Below are 22,513 nucleotides of genomic sequence, written 5' to 3' on the forward strand. Positions count from 1 at the left end.
CGGTAGTTCAGTTGGTTAGAATACCTGCCTGTCACGCAGGGGGTCGCGGGTTCGAGTCCCGTCCGTTCCGCCACTTATTAGAAAATTAAGCCTGCTATTAATGCAGGCTTAATGATAATAAAATTTAGGGGCGTAGCTCAGTTGGTAGAGCACCGGTCTCCAAAACCGGGTGTCGCGAGTTCGAGTCTCTCCGCCCCTGCCAGAAACAATCCTTAGCATTTTTGCTAAGGATTTTTTTTTACCTGAAAATTGTGCCAATAGACCCTCCTGATTTCAGTTTCCCGGCATCCTTGCCAGTATTTTCTCTAACCTTCCAAAATATTCGTTTTTAGAAGATCTCGAATAAGCGGGTACTTATCGCTATTTTGTAGCCAAACTGCATACAATGGACGTGAAAGCGTAGCGCTGTCGGCAACTGTGTGGAGATCGCTTTTTGCTTTTGCCCAATTGACGGGAAGCCAGCTAAACCCCTTAAGTACAGAAAGTTGTTGCCTTGCCAGTTCAGCTGAACTGGTGGTAAGCACCGGAACTTCATCGGCTGCGATCAATCCAGTTTCATGTTGTTGAAAGTCCGGCCCCCATTCCAGGCGCAAATAATTCAATTCATCTTTTGTTAGTGATGGTGTACTGCAATAAAGTGCCAGCGTGAAATATCCCAGCAATTGGCTACTAAATTCGTCCATTTTTGGGGCTTCAGTTGTGATCAGCAGATCAAGTTGTCGCTCATGAAGCTGTTTAACTAATGACTGACGCTGAGAGATCCTGGCTTCAAATTGCAGGCTGGATTGTGGCTCTTGCAACTGATACAAACGACCCAACCAGTTATTAAGCATGCACTCCCAAAGGGATGCGCTGGCTCCGATAGAAAACTCATTATGTCGCGAGGTATTTGCAACTTCCTTACGTGCTGCTTGCCACGTATTCATCAGCGTTTCTGCATAGGGCAATAATTTTTCACCCGCAGCGGTCAAACGGATATTGTTTCTGTGTCGGGTGAAGAGGTTCACACCAAGTTGATTTTCCAGCTGTCTGATCCGAAAACTTACTGCCGATTGGGTCAGGTAGAGCGCTTCAGCAGCCCGACCAAAGTGGCGTGTCCGGCTAACTTCCAGGAAAGTTTTTAACAATTCCGTATCCACAACTCGCTCCGTAAAATTATTTGTCGTAATGATTTAAATCTTTTGTTTGACGCTCTGTCAAGCGTAACTAATACTCCGCGCCATAAATAGCTCGGCCAAAGAATTAGGAGCGTGCAGGATGGCGGAAAGCTTTACGACGACTAATCGATATTTCGACAATAAATATTATCCCCGCGGATTCTCCCGTCATGGTGATTTCACCATTAAAGAGGCACAGCTGCTTGAGCGTCACGGTTATGCCTTCAATGAGTTGGATCTGGGCAAGCGTGAACCGGTAACTGAAGAAGAAAAACTGTTTGTTGCGGTATGCCGTGGTGAACGTGAGCCGGTTACCGAAGCTGAACGTGTGTGGTCTAAATACATGACGCGTATTAAGCGTCCGAAGCGTTTCCACACTCTGTCTGGCGGGAAACCTCAGGTAGAAGGTGCTGAAGATTACACCGAGTCAGATGATTAATAAAAAAAGGGCGAAAGCCCTTTTTTTATGCCAGTAGTTTCTGCAAATGAATTAATAATCTGTCTATTGCCCGATAACCAACAGCTTCCTGTAAGTGCTGGCGGGTTATATGGTCGCATTGTTCAATATCTGCAATAGTTCGAGCGACCTTTATCAGCCGTAGCCAGGCGCGGATGGATAATCCAAGGTGCGCTAACGTTTCTTCCAGCCAGCGTGCGTCATCGCTGCGCAGCTCGCAAAATTTATGTATATCCTGGCTATTCAGATGCGCGTTTAATTTCTTTTGTCGCTGATACTGACGCTCTCTTGCCACCATGACGCGTTTCTTCACTGTAGCGCTGTCTTCTCCTTTCATTACGCTCTGGCTAAGTATGCCTGGAGGCGGCAGGGGTACTTCGAGTGAGAGATCGAAGCGGTCGAGAAAAGGACCTGATAATCGACTGAGATAACGTAGCGTTTGCTCTGGGGTACAACGGTTGTGGTTTCCCTGATAGTGGCCCGTTGGGCTTGGGTTCATTGCAGCAACCAGTTGAAATCGTGCAGGGTAAGTTATTTTTGCCCGAGTGCGTGATAAATGGATCTGCCCGGATTCAATAGGTTCGCGTAGTGCATCCAACGTACGCCGTTCAAACTCGGGTAATTCATCCAGAAACAATACGCCGTTATGTGCCAGAGAAATTTCTCCTGGCGCGGGAATGGATCCACCACCCACCATTGCGGTTAATGAGGCGCTGTGATGAGGTGAGCGAAATGGACGTTGCTTCCACTGCTTTTGTATCGTGTCGGAATTGACCAGACTGAGAATTGCGGCGCTTTCCAGAGCCTCGTCATTGCTAAGAGGTGGTAACAACCCTCTCAGACGACTTGCCAGCATCGTTTTCCCCGTCCCGGGAGGACCAATTAGCAGGAGATTGTGACCGCCTGCAGCGGTGATCTCTAACCCTCGTTTACCCTGTTCCTGACCGATGACGTCACTAAGGTCATCAGGAAAAACTCTGGGTGTGGAATCTGCGGATATCGGCCTTTCCAAATCATGCTTACCTTCCAGAAATGCGCATACGGCCTGCAAGTGATCGGCAATCAAACACCCTTCACCGTGTATCAGTCCAACTTCTGCTGCATTCTCTTTTGCGACAATAATTTGCCTGCCTGCACGAATTGCTTCGGTCGCGCTGGATATAGCTCCTGGAACGCCGCGTAGTGCGCCTGTAAGCGCTAATTCGCCTACCAGCTCATATGTGTTGAGATTATGAGTTGTAAGCTGCTCAGAAGCGGCCAGAAGCGCGATGGCGATAGGTAAATCGTATCTCCCCCCTTCTTTGGGAAGATCTGCCGGGGCGAGGTTAATCGTTATCTTTTTTGCCGGGAATTCATACCCGCTATTAATAATCGCACTGCGAACCCGATCGCGGGCTTCTTTCACCGTCGTTTCGGGTAACCCCACCATGGTTAAACCTGGCAGACCATTGCTGATATGTACCTCAATGGTAATGGGTGGCGCATTCACACCAAGCGCGGCGCGTGTGTAGACAATTGACAGTGACATATCCCCTCCTGAGATAGGTATTATGTCGTAAAAAATAGCGGCAATATCTTGTCTTTTTGATGTTTTTAGATGCTTATTCACGTATTTTTGTGTAATTGCAAACTGCCTATGTAACCTCTGGAATCGTGCTAGCAAAGGTAAGTTAATCAGCTCAAAGTCGATAGATAGCGCCGTCGAAATTGCTCAATAACGTGAAATATTTTCATTTTCTATTTTTTGTATAAAAAACAACGGTGTTTATATAAACCGTTAACTGCGTCAGAAAAATGAATGTAAAAATATCTTGTGTCATCTTTAAATTCTATGGTAACTCTTTAGGTATTCCTTCGAACAAGATGCAAGAAAATACAAAAATGACAGCCCTTCTACGAGTGATTAGCCTGGTCGTGATTAGCGTGGTGGTGATTATTATCCCACCGTGCGGGGCTGCACTTGGACGAGGAAAGGCTTAGAAAACAAGCCTTAACGAACTAAGACCCCCGCACCGAAAGGTCCGGGGGTTTTTTTTGACCTTAAAAACATAAACGAGGAGCAGAAAGTGAACGGTAGCATAAAATTCTGTTTCTCAAGATTTACGGCGGGGATGTAACTATGAATGGGGCACAGTGGGTGGTACATGCGTTGCGTGCACAAGGGGTTAAAACCGTCTTTGGTTATCCCGGGGGCGCAATTATGCCGGTTTACGATGCATTGTATGACGGTGGCGTAGAACACTTGTTGTGCCGACACGAGCAGGGTGCGGCGATGGCGGCGATTGGCTATGCCCGTTCAACGGGTAAAACCGGCGTTTGTATTGCCACCTCTGGTCCAGGTGCTACTAACCTGATCACCGGTCTGGCTGATGCCTTGTTAGATTCCGTTCCCGTTGTTGCCATCACCGGCCAGGTGTCCTCCCCGTTTATCGGAACCGATGCGTTCCAGGAAGTGGACGTTCTGGGATTGTCGTTGGCATGTACTAAACACAGTTTTTTGGTGCAATCATTTGAAGAGTTACCACGCATCCTGGCTGAAGCTTTCGAGGTTGCGAATTCTGGTCGCCCAGGCCCGGTATTGGTGGATATCCCAAAGGATATCCAACTGGCCAGTGGGTCGCTGGAACCCTATTTTTCTACCGTCGAAAACGCAGCGGCTTTCCCATATCCTGAGGTTGAACAAGCCCGTAAGATGCTGGCGCAGGCACAAAAGCCGGTTCTGTACGTTGGCGGCGGTGTGGGCATGGCGCAGGCGGTTCCGGCTCTGCGTGAGTTCATTGCAGTAACGCAGATCCCAGCGGTTTGTACACTGAAAGGTCTGGGTTCTGTCGATGCAGCGTACCCGTACTACCTGGGTATGTTGGGAATGCACGGTACCAAAGCTGCAAACTTTGCCGTGCAGGAGTGCGACTTGCTGATTGCTGTCGGTGCTCGTTTTGATGACCGGGTGACCGGTAAGTTGAATACTTTCGCACCGAATGCCAACGTGATCCATATGGATATCGATCCGGCCGAGATGAACAAGCTGCGTCAGGCGCACGTTGCGCTGCAAGGTGATTTGAATACGCTGTTACCCGCATTACAACAACCGTTGACCATCAACGAATGGTGCCAATATGCCACAGATATGCGGGCTGAACATGCCTGGCGCTACGATCATCCTGGCGAAGCTATCTACGCGCCATTGTTATTAAAACAATTGTCCGACCGTAAACCTGCCGATAGCGTAGTCACCACCGATGTCGGTCAGCATCAGATGTGGTCCGCACAGCACATGACCTACGCTCGCCCGGAGAACTTCATCACCTCCAGTGGCCTTGGGACAATGGGTTTTGGCTTACCTGCGGCGGTAGGCGCACAGGTGGCTCGCCCGGACGATACGGTAATCTGTATCTCCGGTGACGGCTCTTTTATGATGAACGTACAAGAGCTGGGCACCGTAAAACGCAAGCAGTTGCCGCTGAAGATTGTCTTACTCGATAACCAGCGGTTAGGCATGGTGCGACAATGGCAGCAGCTGTTTTTCCAGGAACGTTATAGCGAAACCACTCTTACCGATAACCCCGATTTTCTTATGTTAGCCAGCGCCTTCGGCATCCCTGGCCAACACATTACCCGTAAAGACCAGGTTGAAGCGGCACTCGACACTATGCTGAATAGTGAGGGTCCATACCTGCTTCATGTCTCAATCGACGAACTTGAGAACGTCTGGCCTCTGGTACCGCCAGGTGCCAGTAACTCAGAAATGCTGGAGAAATTATCATGATGCAACATCAGGTCGCCGTTGAGGCTCGTTTCAATCCGGAAACGTTAGAACGTGTTTTACGCGTGGTACGCCATCGTGGTTTTCAGGTGTGTTCCATGAACATGGAAGCAGCTTCCGATGCTCAAAATATAAATATCGAATTGACCGTTGCCAGCCCCCGGTCGGCCGACTTACTGTTTAGTCAGTTAACTAAACTGGTCGATGTTGCACATGTTGCTATCTGCCAGAGTTCTACCACATCACAACAAATCCGCGCCTGAGCGCAAAAGGAAGAAAAATGACGACGAAAAAAGCTGATTACATTTGGTCCAATGGCGAGATGATTCGTTGGGAAGATGCGAAGGTTCACGTGATGTCCCACGCATTGCACTATGGTACTTCAGTTTTTGAAGGTATCCGTTGCTACGATTCTCACAAAGGCCCGGTGGTGTTCCGTCATCGCGAACATATGCAGCGTCTGCGTGATTCAGCCAAGATCTATCGTTTTCCGGTATCTCAGAGCGTTGATGAACTGATGGAAGCCTGTCGCGCGGTGATCCGCAAAAATAATCTGACCAGCGCCTATATCCGTCCGCTGGTATTTGTTGGCGATGTGGGTATGGGCGTTAACCCGCCGGCAGGATACACCACGGATGTGATCATCGCTGCGTTCCCGTGGGGGGCGTATCTGGGCGCTGAAGCGCTGGATCAGGGGATCGATGCGATGGTTTCCTCGTGGAACCGTGTTGCACCAAACACTATTCCTACCGCTGCTAAAGCGGGTGGTAACTACCTGTCTTCGCTGCTGGTGGGTAGCGAAGCACGTCGTCATGGCTACCAGGAAGGGATTGCGCTGGACGTAAATGGCTACATCTCCGAAGGTGCAGGTGAAAACCTGTTTGAAGTTAAAGATGGCATTCTGTTTACCCCGCCATTTACCTCCTCCGCGCTGCCAGGCATCACGCGTGACGCGATCATCAAGCTGGCGAAAGATCTTGATATCGAAGTGCGTGAGCAGGTGTTGTCCCGCGAATCCCTGTACCTGGCCGACGAAGTGTTCATGTCCGGTACTGCGGCAGAAATCACTCCGGTGCGTAGCGTTGACGGTATCCAGGTGGGTGAAGGCCGTTGTGGCCCGGTGACCAAACGTATCCAGCAAGCCTTCTTTGGTCTCTTTACTGGTGAAACGGAAGATAAATACGGTTGGTTGGATCAGGTTAACCAATAAACATAAATTTGGGACGGCACGCACCGTCCCAATTATTAGATAGACGGGAGTAAATACAGCATGCCTAAGTATCGTTCTGCCACCACCACCCACGGCCGAAACATGGCGGGTGCACGCGCACTGTGGCGCGCCACCGGGATGACCGATGATGATTTCGGTAAACCGATTATTGCCGTGGTGAACTCCTTTACCCAGTTCGTACCGGGCCACGTGCACCTGCGCGATCTCGGTAAGCTGGTTGCCGAACAGATTGAAGCCTCAGGCGGCGTGGCGAAAGAGTTCAACACTATCGCTGTGGATGACGGTATCGCCATGGGGCACGGGGGTATGCTTTATTCACTGCCGTCGCGCGAGCTGATTGCCGATTCGGTGGAGTATATGGTGAATGCTCATTGCGCTGATGCGATGGTTTGCATTTCCAACTGCGACAAAATCACCCCGGGGATGTTAATGGCCTCTCTGCGGCTGAACATTCCGGTGATTTTTGTTTCCGGCGGGCCGATGGAAGCCGGTAAAACCAAGCTCTCCGACCAAATCATCAAGCTCGATCTGGTTGATGCGATGATTCAGGGTGCAGATCCGAAAGTCTCTGACTCCCAAAGCGATCAGATTGAACGTTCCGCCTGCCCAACCTGTGGTTCCTGTTCCGGGATGTTCACCGCTAACTCGATGAACTGTCTGACAGAAGCATTGGGCTTGTCGCAGCCGGGCAATGGATCGCTGCTGGCAACCCACACTGACCGTAAGCAGCTGTTTCTCAATGCCGGTTCACGAATCGTTGAACTGACCAAACGCTATTACGAGCAGAATGATGATTCCGCCCTGCCGCGCAATATTGCCAGCAAGGCGGCATTTGAAAACGCCATGACGCTGGATATCGCCATGGGCGGTTCCACTAACACCGTTCTGCACTTGCTGGCCGCCGCGCAGGAAGCGGAAATTGACTTCACGATGAGTGATATCGATAAGCTGTCTCGCAAGGTTCCACAGTTGTGTAAAGTGGCGCCAAGTACGCAGAAATACCATATGGAAGATGTTCACCGTGCGGGCGGCGTACTGGGCATTTTAGGCGAGCTGGATCGTGCAGGTCTGTTGAATCGTGATGTGAAAAACGTACTGGGGCTGACTTTGTCGCAGTCTCTGGAGCAGTACGATGTGATGCTGACTCAGGATGAGGCGGTGAAAAAGATGTTCCGCGCAGGCCCGGCGGGTATTCGTACCACCCAGGCATTCTCGCAGGACTGCCGCTGGGATACGCTGGATGATGATCGTGCTGAGGGTTGTATCCGCTCGCTGGAACATGCCTACAGCAAAGATGGTGGCCTGGCAGTACTGTACGGTAATTTCGCTGAAAATGGGTGTATCGTCAAAACCGCTGGTGTGGACGACAGTATTCTGAAATTCACTGGTCCTGCCAAAGTTTATGAGAGTCAGGATGAGGCGGTAGATGCGATTCTTGGCGGTAAAGTTGTAGCGGGCGATGTGGTTGTTATTCGCTACGAAGGGCCTAAAGGTGGACCGGGGATGCAGGAAATGCTCTACCCAACGACCTTCCTGAAATCGATGGGGCTGGGTAAAGCGTGCGCGCTGATAACCGACGGTCGTTTCTCCGGTGGAACATCGGGTCTCTCTATCGGTCACGTTTCTCCGGAAGCGGCCAGCGGCGGCAATATTGCTATCATTGAAGATGGCGACATGATTGCCATCGATATCCCGAATCGCGGTATTCAATTGCAACTCAGCGATGCGGAAATTGCTGCCCGCCGTGAAGCGCAGGAAGCCCGCGGCGATAAAGCCTGGACACCAAAAGATCGTCAGCGTCAGGTTTCCTTTGCTCTTCGCGCTTATGCCAGTCTGGCAACCAGTGCCGACAAAGGTGCGGTACGTGATAAATCGAAATTGGGGGGGTAATGACTATGGCTGATTCACAACCCCTGTCTGGCACCCCTGAGGGTGCCGAGTATCTCAGGGCGGTGCTGCGTGCGCCGGTCTATGAAGCGGTACAGGTGACGCCGCTGCAAAAAATGGAAAAGCTCTCATCGCGCCTCGACAACGTCATTCTGGTGAAGCGCGAAGACCGACAACCGGTTCACAGCTTCAAGCTGCGTGGTGCCTATGCCATGATGGCGGGCCTTACAGAAGCGCAAAAAGCGCATGGTGTAATCACCGCATCTGCAGGTAATCATGCCCAGGGCGTTGCCTTTTCTTCTGCTCGTCTTGGCGTGAAGGCGTTGATTGTCATGCCGACCGCGACTGCGGATATCAAAGTGGATGCGGTACGCGGTTTTGGCGGCGAGGTGTTGCTGCACGGCGCAAATTTTGATGAAGCTAAAGCTAAAGCCATTGAGCTTTCGCAACAGCAGGGCTTTACCTGGGTTCCACCGTTCGACCATCCTATGGTTATTGCCGGACAAGGGACGCTGGCGCTGGAATTACTTCAGCAGGATGCGCACCTGGATCGCGTTTTTGTTCCGGTGGGTGGCGGCGGACTGGCGGCAGGTGTTGCGGTGCTGATTAAACAGCTGATGCCGCAGATCAAAGTCATTGCGGTTGAAGCTGAAGATTCTGCTTGCCTGAAGGCGGCGCTGGAAGCCGGTCATCCGGTAGATCTTCCGCGCGTCGGATTGTTTGCAGAGGGGGTGGCGGTCAAGCGTATCGGTGACGAAACTTTCCGTCTGTGTCAGGAATACCTTGATGACATCATCACCGTTGACAGCGATGCTATCTGTGCGGCGATGAAGGATCTGTTCGAGGACGTGCGTGCTGTGGCGGAACCGTCTGGTGCACTGGCGCTGGCGGGGATGAAAAAATACATTGCCCAGCACAATATTCGCGGCGAACGTCTGGCGCATGTGCTCTCTGGCGCTAACGTCAATTTCCACGGTCTGCGCTACGTTTCTGAACGCTGCGAGCTGGGGGAACAGCGTGAAGCGTTGCTGGCGGTGACGATCCCGGAAGAGAAGGGCAGCTTCCTGAAATTCTGTCAGCTGCTGGGTGGGCGCTCGGTCACCGAGTTTAACTACCGTTTTGCCGATGCCAAAGACGCCTGTATTTTTGTCGGTGTGCGCCTGAGCCGTGGGCTGGAAGAACGTAAGGAAATCCTCCAGTTGCTCAATGACGGTGGTTACAGCGTGGTGGATCTTTCCGACGACGAAATGGCCAAGCTGCATGTGCGCTATATGGTTGGTGGGCGTCCGTCAAAACCGCTACAAGAGCGTTTGTACAGCTTCGAGTTTCCCGAGTCTCCGGGGGCGCTGTTGAAATTCCTGCATACCCTGGGTACCCACTGGAATATTTCCCTTTTCCACTACCGCAGCCACGGTACCGACTATGGTCGGGTGCTGGCTGCATTTGAACTGGCCGATCATGAACCGGACTTTGAAACCAGACTGAACGAGTTGGGTTATGACTGTCATGATGAGACTCACAACCCGGCGTTTCGCTTCTTCCTTGCAGGTTAGTATTAACGTTCGTTGGGCGGATAGGGCGCAAGCGTCCTATCCGCCCAGGTTTTAATGGTTGGGTAAAATTTTCCAGAATGCATCAATGAGCGGCTCATGCAGCCGCTTTTTTTGTGCACAAACGCCCAGCTCAAACGGTGTTCTTTCATCGCTACGTTCTAATATCATCACGCGGTTACGCACCGGTTCAGGGCTGTTTTCCAGAACCACTTCCGGTAACAGCGCCACGCCGCAGCCCAGCGCTACCATCGATACCATGGCTTCATGCCCACCGACTGTGGCGTAAATCATAGGGTTGCTGATTTTGTTGCGCCGGAACCATAATTCAATGCGGCGACGCACCGGCCCCTGATCGGCCATGATAAATGGAATCGTCGACCAGTCGGGTTTCTCTGCCGATACCTGATTACGCACCGGGCAAGGCAGCGCCGGGGCGATGAGCACCACCGTCAGATTTTCCAGCATCGAAAATGCCACTGCGCCAGGCAATGTTTCTGGTTTCCCTGCAATGGCCAGATCGGCTTCTCCGGTGACCACTTTTTCCATCGCATCAGCGGCGTCGCCGGTGGTGAGCTTAATTTCCACCGACGGATGTTCGGCGCGAAAGCGGTCAAGAATTGGCGGCAGATGGCTGTAGGCGGCGGTCACTGAACAGAATATATGCAACTCACCGGACAGCGATGGTCCTTGCTGATCAAGGGTATGACGCAATTGCTGATATTGGAGCAACGTCTGTTGGGCAAACACGCGCAACTCCTCTCCCGCTTCGGTCAGCGTGACCGTGCGATTATCGCGCACAAACAGTGGTTGCCCGAGATCTTCCTCAAGGCGCTGAATCTGTCGGGAGAGCGTGGAAGGACTGACGTGCATCGCCCGTGCACTGCGGCCAAAATGGCGGCTTTCCGCCAGGTGCAGGAAGGTTTTCAGATCGCGTAAATCCACAGGCTTAGCCCTCAATGTTGACGTTGCAGATATTGCAATGTGACGTTGTGAATATATCAATTTCCGCAATAAATTTCCTGTTGTAATGTGGTTACATTCTCGCTCAACAGCGAACCGAACAATAAGAAGCACAACATCACGAGGAATCACCATGGCTAACTACTTCAATACACTGAACCTGCGCCAGCAGCTGGCACAGCTGGGTAAATGTCGCTTTATGGGCCGCGACGAATTCGCCGATGGCGCGAGCTACCTTCAGGGTAAAAAAGTGGTCATCGTCGGCTGTGGTGCTCAGGGTCTGAACCAGGGGCTGAACATGCGTGACTCTGGTCTGGATATCTCCTATGCCCTGCGTAAAGAAGCGATTGCTGAGAAGCGCGCATCCTGGCGCAAAGCAACAGAAAACGGCTTCAAAGTAGGTACTTACGAAGAGCTGATCCCGCAGGCTGATCTGGTGGTTAACCTGACGCCAGACAAACAGCACTCTGACGTTGTGCGTTCCGTTCAGCCGCTGATGAAAGACGGCGCGGCGCTGGGCTATTCCCATGGCTTCAACATCGTGGAAGTGGGGGAGCAGATCCGTAAAGATATCACCGTGGTGATGGTAGCGCCGAAATGCCCGGGAACCGAAGTGCGTGAAGAGTACAAACGTGGTTTCGGTGTACCGACCCTGATCGCCGTCCATCCGGAAAATGACCCTAAAGGTGAAGGCATGGCGATTGCTAAAGCCTGGGCTGCGGCAACCGGTGGTCACCGTGCTGGCGTACTGGAATCCTCTTTCGTCGCGGAAGTGAAATCTGACCTGATGGGTGAGCAGACTATCCTGTGCGGTATGCTGCAGGCCGGTTCTCTGCTGTGCTTCGATAAACTGGTGCAAGAAGGTACTGACCCGGCTTACGCAGAAAAACTGATTCAGTTCGGCTGGGAAACCATCACCGAAGCGCTGAAACAGGGTGGTATTACGCTGATGATGGACCGCCTGTCTAACCCGGCGAAACTGCGTGCTTACGCGTTGTCCGAGCAACTGAAAGAGATCATGGCGCCGCTGTTCCAGAAACATATGGATGACATCATCTCCGGCGAATTCTCCTCCGGTATGATGGCGGACTGGGCCAACGATGATAAGAAACTGCTGACCTGGCGTGAAGAGACCGGTAAAACTGCGTTTGAAACTGCGCCGCAGTTTGAAGGCAAAATTGGCGAGCAGGAGTACTTCGATAAAGGTGTACTGATGATTGCGATGGTGAAAGCGGGCGTTGAGCTGGCATTCGAAACCATGGTGGCGTCCGGCATTATCGAAGAGTCTGCTTACTATGAGTCACTCCATGAGCTGCCGCTGATTGCCAACACCATTGCCCGTAAGCGTCTGTACGAAATGAACGTGGTTATTTCCGATACTGCAGAATACGGCAACTATCTGTTCTCTTACGCTTGCGTACCGCTGCTGAAAGAGTTCATGACTACGTTGCAGACCGGCGACCTGGGTAAAGCGATTGCGGAAGGTGCGGTAGATAACGCACAGCTGCGTGATGTGAACGATGCGATTCGCAGCCACGAAATTGAGAAAGTTGGTCAGAAGCTGCGTGGCTACATGACTGACATGAAGCGTATTGCTGTCGCGGGCTAAAAATGTGTCGGGTGGCGTTAACGCTTACCCGACTTTCATCGTAGTACGTAGCTGCCATCCGGCAGATAAACCCGGTGCTTATACTCACCGGGTTTTTTATTAGTTGCGGTACAGCACCTTAATGATGTGGTAACCGAACTGCGTATGCAGTGGGCCGGTGGGTTCCAGTACCGGGCAGGAGAAAACCACTTTATCAAACGCCGGAACCATCTGGCCTTGACGGAATTCACCCAGGTGACCGCCTTTTTTACCTGACGGGCAGGTAGAGTGTTTCTTCGCCAGTTTCTCGAAGTCTGCGCCGTTTTTAATTTGTTCCAGAAGATCCAGAGCCAGTTTCTCTTCTTTAACAAGGATATGCAGTGCTGCTGCTGTTTTTGCCATGATCGTGCCTTGAGTGGGATGGTTGAGGCTGGCTATACTACCATGCTCTAAATCTCCCCTCCCGACTTTCATTGAGTGACCTTTATGCGTTTAAACCCCGGACAACAACAAGCCGTCGAATTCGTCACCGGACCTTGCCTGGTGCTGGCGGGGGCCGGTTCTGGTAAGACGCGCGTGATCACGAATAAAATTGCCCATCTGATTCGCGAATGTGGTTATCAGGCACGACATATTGCAGCGGTGACCTTTACTAACAAGGCCGCGCGCGAGATGAAAGAGCGTGTGGCGCAGACGCTGGGTCGTAAAGAAGCGCGTGGTTTGATGATCTCCACCTTCCACACTCTGGGGTTGGATATTATCAAGCGTGAGTACGCGGCGTTGGGGATGAAATCCAACTTCTCTCTGTTTGATGATACCGATCAGGTGGCGCTGCTTAAAGATCTGACCGACGGGTTGATCGACGATGATAAAGTGGTGCTGCAACAGCTGATCTCGACGATCTCCAACTGGAAAAACGATCTAATGACTCCGGCGCAGGCGGCGGCTAGCGCTAAAGGGGAGCGTGACCGTATTTTTGCCCATTGCTACGGTTTGTACGATGCCCATATGAAGGCGTGTAACGTTCTCGATTTTGACGATCTGATTTTGCTTCCGACTTTGCTACTACAGCGCAATGAAGAGGTGAGAGAACGCTGGCAGAACAGAATCCGCTATCTGCTGGTGGATGAATACCAGGATACCAACACCAGTCAGTACGAGTTGGTTAAGCTGCTGGTGGGACGCCGTGCGCGCTTTACTGTGGTGGGGGACGATGACCAGTCTATCTATTCCTGGCGTGGTGCACGTCCGCAGAATCTGGTGCTGCTGAGCAAAGATTTTCCGGCGTTGCAGGTGGTCAAGCTGGAACAAAACTACCGTTCTTCCGGACGTATTCTGAAAGCGGCAAATATTCTCATTGCCAACAACCCACATGTCTTTGAAAAAAGGCTCTTTTCCGAACTGGGTTATGGCGCTGAACTAAAAGTACTGAGTGCCAATAACGAAGAGCACGAAGCAGAGCGCGTGACCGGAGAACTGATTGCCCATCACTTTGTTAACAAAACACAGTATAAAGATTACGCGATCCTCTATCGCGGTAATCATCAGTCGCGGGTGTTCGAAAAATTCCTGATGCAGAACCGCATTCCGTACAAAATTTCCGGCGGAACGTCGTTTTTCTCGCGCCCGGAGATCAAAGATTTGCTGGCCTATCTGCGGGTATTGAGCAATCCGGATGATGACAGTGCATTTCTGCGCATAGTGAATACCCCGAAACGTGAAATCGGCCCTGCCACGCTGCAAAAATTGGGCGAGTGGGCGATGACGCGTAATAAAAGTTTGTTTACTGCCAGCTTTGATATGGGGCTTAGCCAGACGCTTACCGGGCGTGGTTATGACTCTCTGACTCGTTTTACTCACTGGTTGGGTGAAATTCAGCGCCTGGCAGAGCGCGAACCGATTGCAGCAGTACGTGACCTGATCCACGGCATTGATTACGAATCCTGGTTGTATGAAACCTCGCCCAGTCCGAAAGCTGCAGAAATGCGCATGAAAAACGTCAATACGCTGTTCAGCTGGATGACGGAGATGCTGGAAGGCAGCGAGCTGGAAGAACCGATGACGTTGACCCAGGTGGTGACGCGCTTTACGTTACGCGACATGATGGAGCGCGGGGAGAGCGAAGAAGAGTTGGATCAGGTGCAGTTAATGACGCTACACGCCTCAAAAGGGCTGGAGTTTCCGTATGTGTTTATGGTGGGCATGGAAGAGGGATTCCTGCCGCACCAGAGCAGCATTGACGAAGACAACATAGATGAAGAGCGTCGCCTGGCCTATGTAGGGATCACCCGTGCACAGAAAGAGCTTATCTTCACGCTGTGTAAAGAGCGTCGCCAGTACGGCGAACTGGTGCGCCCGGAACCGAGCCGTTTTCTGCTGGAATTACCGCAGGATGACGTTATCTGGGAACAGGAACGTAAAGTGGTGAGTGCTGAAGAACGGATGCAAAAAGGACAGAGTCACCTGGCGAATCTGAAAGCAATGATGGCTGCAAAGAAAGCGAAATAGTCGATCGGGCCGGGTCTGAAATGTGCTGACAGACCCGATAAGATGCGCTGGCATCACCATCCGGCATGTAAAACGTTACTGTACTTCCAGTGGCCAGTGGACATAACTTTGCCACTGGCTTTCCTGATCGATAAGCTCTTTACCCAGCGGATGATGCGCCAGCCAGCCTTCTGGCAATCTTACCGTAAGGTGCTCATTCTTTGCGACCAGATGAATTTCTGGCACTAAGTCGTCACGGCGACGACTGGCGAAAATAATCGCCAGGCGTAGCAAGCGGCAAAGATGTTCTGCGATGCGAGGCGGCACGGCATTTTGCTGGTGGAGTGAGGAGAGATCGACCGGATTGGTCTGGTTTAATAATAGCGTCGCTAACAGTTTTTTCTGTGCCGGGGTAAATCCTGGAAGATCAAGGTTTCGCACCAGCCAGGCGGCATGTAGTGGTGCCTGCTTATATTCCACACTCAAGCCTATTTCATGCAACTGACAGGCACTTTGCAGCAGTTCGCTACTGATAGCTTCAAGATGCCACTCATTTTTCACTTGATCGAATAAATGTACTGCCAATTTTGCAACGCGGTTTGCCTGATCGGTATCGACCATAAACCGACGCTGAATATTGCGTAACGTACGGCTGCGAATGTCCTGATCCACCGGCAAGTGCAGCATGCCGTATACCAGGCCTTCACGTAATGCACCGCCCGCGAGAGTCATACACTGAATGTTCAGTTCGGTAAAAATGGCGATCAGAATCGCCAGCCCGCTGGGGAACACCAGCGCGCGCTCCAGTGTTAGCCCTTCGATTTCCAGCTCTTCCAGACGTCCGCAATGAATGGCGCGTTGTTTTAACTGTTGGAGTTTTGCCAGAGTAATGCGTTCATCCATGCCCTGCGCCATCATAATTTCCTGCAAAGCCTGTACGGTGCCAGAAGCACCTACGCAGACTTTCCAGCCATGAAAGCGCAGCTTGTCAGCGACCGGGCGCAGAACGTCACGTGCTGCTTTCTCGGCTTCGTCAAAGTTTTCTTGTGCCAGATTTCGATCGGTGAAATACCGTTCGAGCCACGTAACACAGCCCATTGACAGACTAAACAGTGAGGTTGTTTGCGCACCAGAGCCAGTTACCAGCTCTGTACTGGCTCCCCCAATATCAACGACCAGACGCTGATCAGCGCCGCCGGTGGTGTGGGCAACGCCCTGATAGATAAGACGCGCTTCTTCTTCGCCGCTAATAACCTGAACAGCACAGCCGAGGATCTCTTGCGCTTTCGCAATAAAAACATCGGCATTGACGGCGATACGCAATGTCGCTGTGGCGACCACCCGGATTTGCGGCTGAGGGATATCCTGCAGACGCTCAGCAAACAGGCGCAGGCATTGCCAGCCGCGCTCCATTGCTTCTGCGGAGAGAATATTTTCGCTGTTCAGCCCAGCAGCCAGACGCACTTTGCGCTTAATTCGCGTGAGTGTCTGAATACTCCCTGCTACTTCGCGCACTACCAGCATATGAAAACTATTGGATCCGAGATCTATTGCTGCATAGAGCGAAGTAGAGTTGAGCATGACTTAGTTAACCTGAACGACGACGATTACGTGGAGCACCACCAGTACGACGTGGGCCATTGCCAGGGCGCGAGCGCGTCAGGCGCAGCGGTTTTGGCAGATCGGTCATCAGCGCGTCTGGGTTGTACTTGCTAACCGGAATCGAGTGGCCGATATAGGTCTCGATTGCAGGTAAATTCAACGCGTACTCTTCACAGGCGAGGCTAATAGAGTGACCGCTCGCTCCAGCGCGACCCGTACGACCAATACGGTGAACGTAATCTTCACAGTCATCTGGCAGGTCATAGTTGAACACGTGTGTTACGGCCGGAATATGCAGACCACGCGCGGCAACATCAGTCGCAACAAGAATGTCGAGATCGCCACGGGTGAACTCTTCCAGAATTCGCAGGCGTTTTTTCTGTGCCACGTCGCCAGTTAGCAGGCCTACGCGATGACCGTCGGCAGCAAGACTGCCCCAGATATCTTCACAGCGGTGCTTGGTATTGGCAAAAACAATGGCGCGATCCGGCCACTCTTCTTCAATCAGCGTTTGCAGCAAACGCATTTTCTCTTCATTTGAAGGATAGAAGAGCTCTTCTTTAATACGGTGACCTGTCTTCTGTTCCGGTTCGACTTCAACGTATTCGGCATTGTTCATCTGTTCGAACGCCAGTTCGCGAACGCGGTAAGAGAGGGTTGCGGAAAACAGCATGTTCAGACGCTGGTTGGTTGGCGGCATACGACGGAACAACCAACGGATATCTTTAATAAAGCCCAGATCGTACATGCGATCGGCTTCATCCAGTACGACGACCTGAATCGCGCCCAGGTTAATGTGGTTCTGCTTTGCGTAGTCAATTAGACGGCCAGTGGTGCCGATAAGAATATCGACCCCGCTCTCCAGCACTTTTAACTGCTTGTCGTAACCGTCGCCGCCATATGCCAGGCCTAATTTCAGTCCTGTTGTCTGCGCGAGTGGCTCGGCGTCTGCGTGGATCTGCACGGCTAACTCACGCGTTGGCGCCATAATTAACGCACGCGGTTGGTTCACCTTGCGATCGGCAATCGCGGGATGAGAGAGAAGGTAATGAAACGTTGACGTAAGAAACGCCATCGTTTTTCCGGTACCGGTTTGCGCCTGCCCTGCTACATCACGACCAGCCAGCGTAAGCGGGAGGGCCAGTGCCTGAATGGGCGTACAATTATGAAACCCTTTGTTTTCAAGGGCTTCTATCACCTTTGGGTGCAGGGCGAAGTCGGAAAACTTCTGTTCTGTTAAATGTGTTTTGCTCATAGTGTGGTAGAATATCAGCTTACTATTGCTTTACGAAAGCGTATCCGGTGAAATAAAGTCAACCTTTAGTTGGTTAATGCAGTACATAAAGCATTCATGATGCGTCGAGGCGGCAAGTGAATGAGTCACTGGAGCGTACAATAGTACGTGACTGGGACACAGAGCGCAGCCAACAATGAGGCAGCTTGAAGGATGATGTGTATACACCAACACACCAGGCTTATTCCTGTGGAGTTATTATGAGCGATAAAATTATTCACCTGACTGACGACAGTTTTGACACGGATGTACTCAAAGCGGACGGAGCTATCCTCGTTGATTTCTGGGCAGAGTGGTGCGGTCCGTGCAAAATGATCGCTCCGATTCTGGATGAAATCGCTGACGAATATCAGGGCAAATTGACGGTTGCTAAACTGAATATTGACCAAAACCCAGGCACCGCGCCGAAGTATGGTATCCGTGGCATCCCGACCCTGCTGCTGTTTAAAAACGGCGAAGTTGCGGCGACGAAAGTCGGCGCGCTGTCCAAAGGTCAGTTGAAAGAGTTCCTCGACGCCAACCTGGCGTAAGGAAGTATCATGATCGGGCGCCCATACTCCAAAATGATTCGGATGACTGGACGCCCGACTTGAGTCGTGCTAAGTTAGTGTTGACTTCGTATTAAACATACCTTATTAAGTTTGAATCTTGTTTTATCCACTGCTTCCCGTTGTTTCTCGTGCGAGAAGTGGACAGATTCCTGGCTTGTCACTCAATCCGTCTTGTCGTTTCAGTTCTGCGTACTTTCCTGTGACCAGACAGCGAACAGACATGAGTCGAAGGCCGTAAACAGGCATGGATGACCCTGCCATACCATTCACAACATTAAGTTCGAGATTTACCCCAAGTTTAAGAACTCACACCATTATGAATCTTACCGAATTAAAGAATACGCCGGTTTCTGAGCTGATCACTCTCGGCGAAAATATGGGTCTGGAAAACCTGGCTCGTATGCGCAAGCAGGACATTATTTTTGCCATCCTGAAGCAGCACGCAAAGAGTGGCGAAGATATCTTTGGTGACGGTGTGCTGGAGATATTGCAGGATGGATTTGGTTTCCTCCGCTCTGCAGACAGCTCCTACCTCGCCGGTCCTGATGACATCTACGTTTCTCCCAGCCAAATCCGCCGTTTCAACCTCCGCACTGGTGATACCATCTCCGGTAAGATTCGCCCGCCGAAAGAAGGTGAACGCTATTTTGCGCTGTTGAAAGTTAACGAAGTTAACTACGACAAACCGGAAAACGCCCGTAATAAAATTCTCTTTGAGAACTTAACGCCGCTGCACGCAAACTCTCGTCTGCGTATGGAGCGTGGTAACGGTTCTACTGAGGACTTAACGGCTCGCGTACTGGACCTGGCTTCTCCGATTGGCCGTGGCCAACGTGGTCTGATTGTGGCACCGCCGAAAGCGGGTAAAACCATGCTGTTGCAGAACATCGCACAGAGCATTGCCTACAATCACCCAGACTGCGTGCTGATGGTTCTGTTGATTGATGAACGCCCGGAAGAAGTGACCGAGATGCAGCGTCTGGTGAAAGGTGAAGTAGTTGCTTCTACCTTTGACGAACCGGCATCCCGTCACGTTCAGGTTGCTGAAATGGTTATCGAGAAAGCGAAACGTCTGGTTGAACACAAGAAAGACGTTATCATCCTGCTCGACTCCATCACTCGTCTGGCGCGTGCATACAACACCGTGGTTCCTGCTTCCGGTAAAGTGCTGACGGGTGGTGTGGATGCTAACGCTCTGCACCGTCCGAAGCGTTTCTTCGGTGCCGCGCGTAATGTGGAAGAGGGCGGTAGCCTGACCATCATTGCAACCGCGCTTATCGATACCGGCTCTAAAATGGATGAAGTTATCTACGAAGAGTTTAAAGGCACCGGTAACATGGAACTGCATCTCTCGCGTAAAATTGCTGAAAAACGCGTCTTCCCGGCTATCGACTACAACCGTTCTGGTACCCGTAAAGAAGAACTGCTCACGACTCAGGAAGAGCTGCAGAAAATGTGGATCCTGCGCAAAATTATCCATCCGATGGGTGAAATTGATGCGATGGAATTCCTCATTAATAAGCTGGCGATGACCAAGACCAATGACGACTTCTTCGATATGATGAAACGTTCGTAACTCTGGCATCATCCGAAAACGCCACGTTTTTACGTGGCGTTTTGCTTTTGCGATTCATCCTAATGTCTGGTCGGATAAACTAGTCATTATTGTCGGCGTCGAAGAGATGTCACAATGTGCGGCATGAACGACAAGAGGTCAGAAGTGTAATGTTTTAGTTGGTCTCTTCAAGGAGACCTCGTAACGCATTATACTTTAAGGAAATGATATATGCTGAGAGCACATACACTGTGAATTTACTCGCTGCTTTATCTGAGCTAATCAGTATTTTCTTATTCACTACCATTTTTATTTTTTTTGCGCGAAAAGTAGCCATAAAAATAGGTTTAGTGGATAAGCCTAATTTCCGCAAACGACACCAGGGGATCATTCCTTTAGTTGGTGGGATTTCTGTGTTTGCAGGAATTAATTTTATGTTTGGCCTCTCGGATTATTACATCCCGCATGCCTCGTTATACCTCTTTTGTGCTGGTGTGCTGGTGTTGATTGGCGCACTTGACGACCGTTTTGACATAAGCGTAAAGATACGAGCCGTTGTTCAGGCTGCGATTGCTATTGTTATGATGGTAAAAGGAAATCTTTATTTGAGTAGCCTGGGATATATCTTTGGTTCCTGGGAGTTGATACTCGGTCCCTTTGGTTATTTCCTCACCCTTTTTGCCGTTTGGGCAGCAATTAACGCCTTTAATATGGTAGATGGCATAGATGGATTATTAGGCGGATTGTCGAGCGTCTCATTCGCAGCGATGGGATTTATTCTGTGGTTTGATGGTCAGACTAGCCTGGCTATCTGGTGCTTTGCCATGATCGCCGCAATTCTACCTTATATCCTGCTGAACCTGGGGGTTCTTGGACGCCGTTATAAAGTCTTTATGGGCGATGCTGGTAGCACGCTGATTGGTTTCACCGTTATTTGGATCCTGCTGGAAACTACGCAGGGTAAAACGCATCCTATCAGCCCGGTTACCGCACTGTGGATTATCGCCATTCCGTTGATGGATATGGTGGCAATCATGTACCGTCGTTTGCGTAAAGGCATGAGTCCTTTCTCTGCTGATCGCCAGCACATTCATCATTTGGTGATGCGTGCGGGGTTTACTTCACGACAGGCATTTGTTCTGATTACGCTGGCCGCCGCGATTCTGGCCTCCATCGGTGTGCTGGCTGAATATTTTCGTTTGGTCCCTGAATGGGGCATGCTGGTGCTCTTTTTACTGGCATTTGGCCTTTATGGTTACTGCATTAAGCGAGCCTGGAAGGTGGCGAGATTTATCAAACGAGTGAAGCGCAGATTGCGAAGAATCCGTGAAAGCAAACCAAACTTAACCAAGTGAACTGAGGATGCGATGACACAACCATTACCGGGGGAAGACGCCGTGAGCGCTGAAAATGAACTGGATATTCGTGGCTTGTTTCGTACCTTGTGGGCAGGAAAGGTGTGGATTGTCGGTATAGCTCTCGCCTTTGCGCTCATTGCGCTCGCCTATACTTTTTTTGCCCGCCAGGAGTGGAGTGCAACGGCCATTTCGGATAAGCCTACGGTTAATATGTTGGGCGGATATTATTCCCAACAACAGTTTTTGCGTAATCTGGATATTAAGGCCAGCCTCGCGTCAACGGATCAACCGTCGGTAATGGATGAGGCCTATAAAGAATTTGTCATGCAACTTGCTTCCTGGGATACGCGCCGCGATTTCTGGCTGCAGACCGATTATTACAAGCAACGTATGGTCGGTAACAGTAAAGCCGACGCGGCAATGCTGGATGAACTGATTAATAACATTCAGTTTATGGCTGGCGATGCAGCGCGTAATACCAATGACAGCGTGAAGCTGATTGCGGAAACGGCTCCTGACGCCAATAACCTGCTACGCCAGTATGTGGCGTTTGCCAGCCAGCGTGCGGCGGGTCATCTGAACGATGAGTTAAAAGGGGCGTGGGCTGCGCGCACTGTGCAAATGAAGGCGCAGGTTAAACGTCAGGAAGAAGTGGCAAAAGCTATTTTCTCTCGCGGTGTTCATAATATTGAGCAGGCGCTTAAAATTGCAGAACAAAATAACATTTCTCGCACATCAACCGATGTCCCTGCTGATGAATTACCTGATTCTGAACTGTTTTTACTCGGACGCCCGATGCTGCAGGCGCGACTCGAAAACCTGCAGGCTGTTGGCCCGGACTTCGATCTGGACTATTTTCAAAATCGGGCCATGCTGAACACGCTGAACGTGGGGCCAACTCTGGATTCGCGTTTTCAGACCTATCGTTATTTGCGAACGCCGGAAGAACCGGTAAAACGTGATAGCCCACGTCGTGCCTTCCTGATGATTATGTGGGGCATCGTTGGGGCTCTGATCGGTGCCGGTGTCGCGTTAACCCGTCGTCGCTCGATTTAGCAACTCCGTTGCAG

At 51.1% G+C, this 22,513-nt stretch carries 20 protein-coding genes and 1 tRNA gene; 15 read left to right on the plus strand and 6 right to left on the minus strand.

Features of this window, described 5'->3' with window-relative positions; genetic code table 11:
- Nucleotides 1–126 precede the first annotated feature (126 nt).
- Nucleotides 127–202: transfer RNA gene (locus tag OGY01_RS01905), tRNA-Trp, on the plus strand.
- A 103-nt stretch (nt 203–305) separates the two neighbouring features.
- On the opposite strand, the gene hdfR is transcribed toward OGY01_RS01905, so the two are convergent.
- Complete coding sequence (hdfR, locus tag OGY01_RS01910; RefSeq protein WP_502873398.1) at nt 306–1,169, minus strand: HTH-type transcriptional regulator HdfR; 864 nt, start codon at nt 1,167–1,169, stop codon at nt 306–308.
- Between the two features lie 88 nt (nt 1,170–1,257).
- Here hdfR and maoP point away from each other — a divergent pair, with 88 nt between their 5' ends.
- The gene (gene maoP / locus OGY01_RS01915; protein ID WP_003018025.1) at nt 1,258–1,596 is read left to right on the plus strand and encodes a macrodomain Ori organization protein MaoP; all 339 of its coding nucleotides are present in this window, start codon (nt 1,258–1,260) and stop codon (nt 1,594–1,596) included.
- 25 nt (nt 1,597–1,621) lie between these two features.
- Here the strand turns inward: maoP and OGY01_RS01920 are convergent, their stop codons facing one another.
- Nucleotides 1,622–3,142 carry a YifB family Mg chelatase-like AAA ATPase gene (locus tag OGY01_RS01920; RefSeq protein WP_286492311.1) on the minus strand — a complete coding sequence of 507 codons (1,521 nt, stop codon included), beginning with the start codon at nt 3,140–3,142 and terminating at the stop codon, nt 1,622–1,624.
- 353 nt (nt 3,143–3,495) lie between these two features.
- Here OGY01_RS01920 and ilvL point away from each other — a divergent pair, with 353 nt between their 5' ends.
- The 6 genes from ilvL (at nt 3,496) to ilvA (ending at nt 10,048) form a co-directional block, all read left to right on the plus strand.
- Nucleotides 3,496–3,594, plus strand: a complete 99-nt coding sequence (ilvL, locus tag OGY01_RS01925) for an ilv operon leader peptide (RefSeq protein WP_001311244.1) — start codon at nt 3,496–3,498, stop codon at nt 3,592–3,594.
- Between the two features lie 139 nt (nt 3,595–3,733).
- A complete protein-coding gene (gene ilvG / locus OGY01_RS01930; RefSeq protein ID WP_286492312.1) occupies nt 3,734–5,380 on the plus strand; it encodes an acetolactate synthase 2 catalytic subunit in 1,647 nt (548 codons plus the stop codon).
- Nucleotides 5,377–5,640, plus strand: coding sequence for an acetolactate synthase 2 small subunit (gene ilvM, locus OGY01_RS01935; protein WP_286492313.1), 264 nt, complete (start codon nt 5,377–5,379; stop codon nt 5,638–5,640). The genes ilvG and ilvM overlap by 4 nt, the downstream gene beginning before the upstream one ends.
- A gap of 17 nt (nt 5,641–5,657) precedes the next feature.
- Entirely contained in the window at nt 5,658–6,587 is a 930-nt protein-coding gene (locus tag OGY01_RS01940) for a branched-chain amino acid transaminase (protein ID WP_045449049.1), read from the plus strand.
- Between the two features lie 60 nt (nt 6,588–6,647).
- Nucleotides 6,648–8,498: a dihydroxy-acid dehydratase gene (gene ilvD, locus OGY01_RS01945; RefSeq protein ID WP_045449050.1), complete on the plus strand. Its 1,851-nt coding sequence runs from the start codon at nt 6,648–6,650 to the stop codon at nt 8,496–8,498.
- Between the two features lie 5 nt (nt 8,499–8,503).
- Nucleotides 8,504–10,048, plus strand: a complete 1,545-nt coding sequence (gene ilvA, locus OGY01_RS01950) for a threonine ammonia-lyase, biosynthetic (RefSeq protein ID WP_045449849.1) — start codon at nt 8,504–8,506, stop codon at nt 10,046–10,048.
- A 51-nt stretch (nt 10,049–10,099) separates the two neighbouring features.
- Here ilvA and ilvY read toward each other — a convergent pair whose 3' ends face one another.
- A complete protein-coding gene (gene ilvY, locus OGY01_RS01955) occupies nt 10,100–10,990 on the minus strand; it encodes an HTH-type transcriptional activator IlvY (RefSeq protein WP_048223261.1) in 891 nt (296 codons plus the stop codon).
- 151 nt (nt 10,991–11,141) lie between these two features.
- Between ilvY and ilvC the strand changes: the two genes are divergently transcribed.
- Entirely contained in the window at nt 11,142–12,617 is a 1,476-nt protein-coding gene (gene ilvC / locus OGY01_RS01960) for a ketol-acid reductoisomerase (protein ID WP_286492314.1), read from the plus strand.
- Between the two features lie 99 nt (nt 12,618–12,716).
- On the opposite strand, the gene ppiC is transcribed toward ilvC, so the two are convergent.
- Nucleotides 12,717–12,998, minus strand: coding sequence for a peptidylprolyl isomerase PpiC (gene ppiC, locus OGY01_RS01965; protein WP_015960967.1), 282 nt, complete (start codon nt 12,996–12,998; stop codon nt 12,717–12,719).
- An 84-nt stretch (nt 12,999–13,082) separates the two neighbouring features.
- On the opposite strand from ppiC, the gene rep reads away from it, so the two are divergent.
- Nucleotides 13,083–15,104: a DNA helicase Rep gene (rep, locus tag OGY01_RS01970; protein WP_225760303.1), complete on the plus strand. Its 2,022-nt coding sequence runs from the start codon at nt 13,083–13,085 to the stop codon at nt 15,102–15,104.
- Between the two features lie 75 nt (nt 15,105–15,179).
- Here rep and gppA read toward each other — a convergent pair whose 3' ends face one another.
- Both gppA and rhlB read right to left on the minus strand, forming a co-directional pair.
- Nucleotides 15,180–16,664, minus strand: coding sequence for a guanosine-5'-triphosphate,3'-diphosphate diphosphatase (gppA, locus tag OGY01_RS01975; protein WP_225760304.1), 1,485 nt, complete (start codon nt 16,662–16,664; stop codon nt 15,180–15,182).
- A 7-nt stretch (nt 16,665–16,671) separates the two neighbouring features.
- Nucleotides 16,672–17,940, minus strand: a complete 1,269-nt coding sequence (rhlB, locus tag OGY01_RS01980; protein ID WP_045449063.1) for an ATP-dependent RNA helicase RhlB — start codon at nt 17,938–17,940, stop codon at nt 16,672–16,674.
- A gap of 239 nt (nt 17,941–18,179) precedes the next feature.
- On the opposite strand from rhlB, the gene trxA reads away from it, so the two are divergent.
- From trxA to wzzE, 5 genes are all read left to right on the plus strand, one after another.
- Nucleotides 18,180–18,509 (plus strand): thioredoxin TrxA, encoded by a 330-nt coding sequence (gene trxA, locus OGY01_RS01985; protein WP_001280776.1) that lies wholly within the window; start codon nt 18,180–18,182, stop codon nt 18,507–18,509.
- A gap of 130 nt (nt 18,510–18,639) precedes the next feature.
- A complete protein-coding gene (locus OGY01_RS01990) occupies nt 18,640–18,768 on the plus strand; it encodes a rho operon leader peptide (protein ID WP_071829085.1) in 129 nt (42 codons plus the stop codon).
- Nucleotides 18,769–18,846: 78 nt separating this feature from the next.
- A complete protein-coding gene (rho, locus tag OGY01_RS01995; protein WP_002437993.1) occupies nt 18,847–20,106 on the plus strand; it encodes a transcription termination factor Rho in 1,260 nt (419 codons plus the stop codon).
- Between the two features lie 203 nt (nt 20,107–20,309).
- A complete protein-coding gene (wecA, locus tag OGY01_RS02000; protein WP_233617306.1) occupies nt 20,310–21,440 on the plus strand; it encodes a UDP-N-acetylglucosamine--undecaprenyl-phosphate N-acetylglucosaminephosphotransferase in 1,131 nt (376 codons plus the stop codon).
- A 12-nt stretch (nt 21,441–21,452) separates the two neighbouring features.
- Nucleotides 21,453–22,499 (plus strand): ECA polysaccharide chain length modulation protein, encoded by a 1,047-nt coding sequence (gene wzzE / locus OGY01_RS02005; RefSeq protein WP_045449067.1) that lies wholly within the window; start codon nt 21,453–21,455, stop codon nt 22,497–22,499.
- The last annotated feature ends 14 nt before the right edge of the window (nt 22,500–22,513 follow it).

The organism is Citrobacter sp. Cm038 (assembly GCF_030333105.1).
In the GTDB taxonomy this organism is placed as follows: domain Bacteria; phylum Pseudomonadota; class Gammaproteobacteria; order Enterobacterales; family Enterobacteriaceae; genus Citrobacter; species Citrobacter murliniae.

Bases quoted from the DNA above. Each gene is read 5' to 3' on its own strand.
- maoP (WP_003018025.1), top strand. From the start codon at position 1,258: ATGGCGGAAAGCTTTACGACGACTAATCGATATTTCGACAATAAATAT.
- OGY01_RS01920 (WP_286492311.1), bottom strand. From the start codon at position 3,142: ATGTCACTGTCAATTGTCTACACACGCGCCGCGCTTGGTGTGAATGCG.
- ilvL (WP_001311244.1), top strand. From the start codon at position 3,496: ATGACAGCCCTTCTACGAGTGATTAGCCTGGTCGTGATTAGCGTGGTG.
- ilvG (WP_286492312.1), top strand. From the start codon at position 3,734: ATGAATGGGGCACAGTGGGTGGTACATGCGTTGCGTGCACAAGGGGTT.
- ilvM (WP_286492313.1), top strand. From the start codon at position 5,377: ATGATGCAACATCAGGTCGCCGTTGAGGCTCGTTTCAATCCGGAAACG.
- OGY01_RS01940 (WP_045449049.1), top strand. From the start codon at position 5,658: ATGACGACGAAAAAAGCTGATTACATTTGGTCCAATGGCGAGATGATT.
- ilvD (WP_045449050.1), top strand. From the start codon at position 6,648: ATGCCTAAGTATCGTTCTGCCACCACCACCCACGGCCGAAACATGGCG.
- ilvA (WP_045449849.1), top strand. From the start codon at position 8,504: ATGGCTGATTCACAACCCCTGTCTGGCACCCCTGAGGGTGCCGAGTAT.
- ilvC (WP_286492314.1), top strand. From the start codon at position 11,142: ATGGCTAACTACTTCAATACACTGAACCTGCGCCAGCAGCTGGCACAG.
- ppiC (WP_015960967.1), bottom strand. From the start codon at position 12,998: ATGGCAAAAACAGCAGCAGCACTGCATATCCTTGTTAAAGAAGAGAAA.
- rep (WP_225760303.1), top strand. From the start codon at position 13,083: ATGCGTTTAAACCCCGGACAACAACAAGCCGTCGAATTCGTCACCGGA.
- gppA (WP_225760304.1), bottom strand. From the start codon at position 16,664: ATGCTCAACTCTACTTCGCTCTATGCAGCAATAGATCTCGGATCCAAT.
- rhlB (WP_045449063.1), bottom strand. From the start codon at position 17,940: ATGAGCAAAACACATTTAACAGAACAGAAGTTTTCCGACTTCGCCCTG.
- trxA (WP_001280776.1), top strand. From the start codon at position 18,180: ATGAGCGATAAAATTATTCACCTGACTGACGACAGTTTTGACACGGAT.
- rho (WP_002437993.1), top strand. From the start codon at position 18,847: ATGAATCTTACCGAATTAAAGAATACGCCGGTTTCTGAGCTGATCACT.
- wecA (WP_233617306.1), top strand. From the start codon at position 20,310: ATGATATATGCTGAGAGCACATACACTGTGAATTTACTCGCTGCTTTA.
- wzzE (WP_045449067.1), top strand. From the start codon at position 21,453: ATGACACAACCATTACCGGGGGAAGACGCCGTGAGCGCTGAAAATGAA.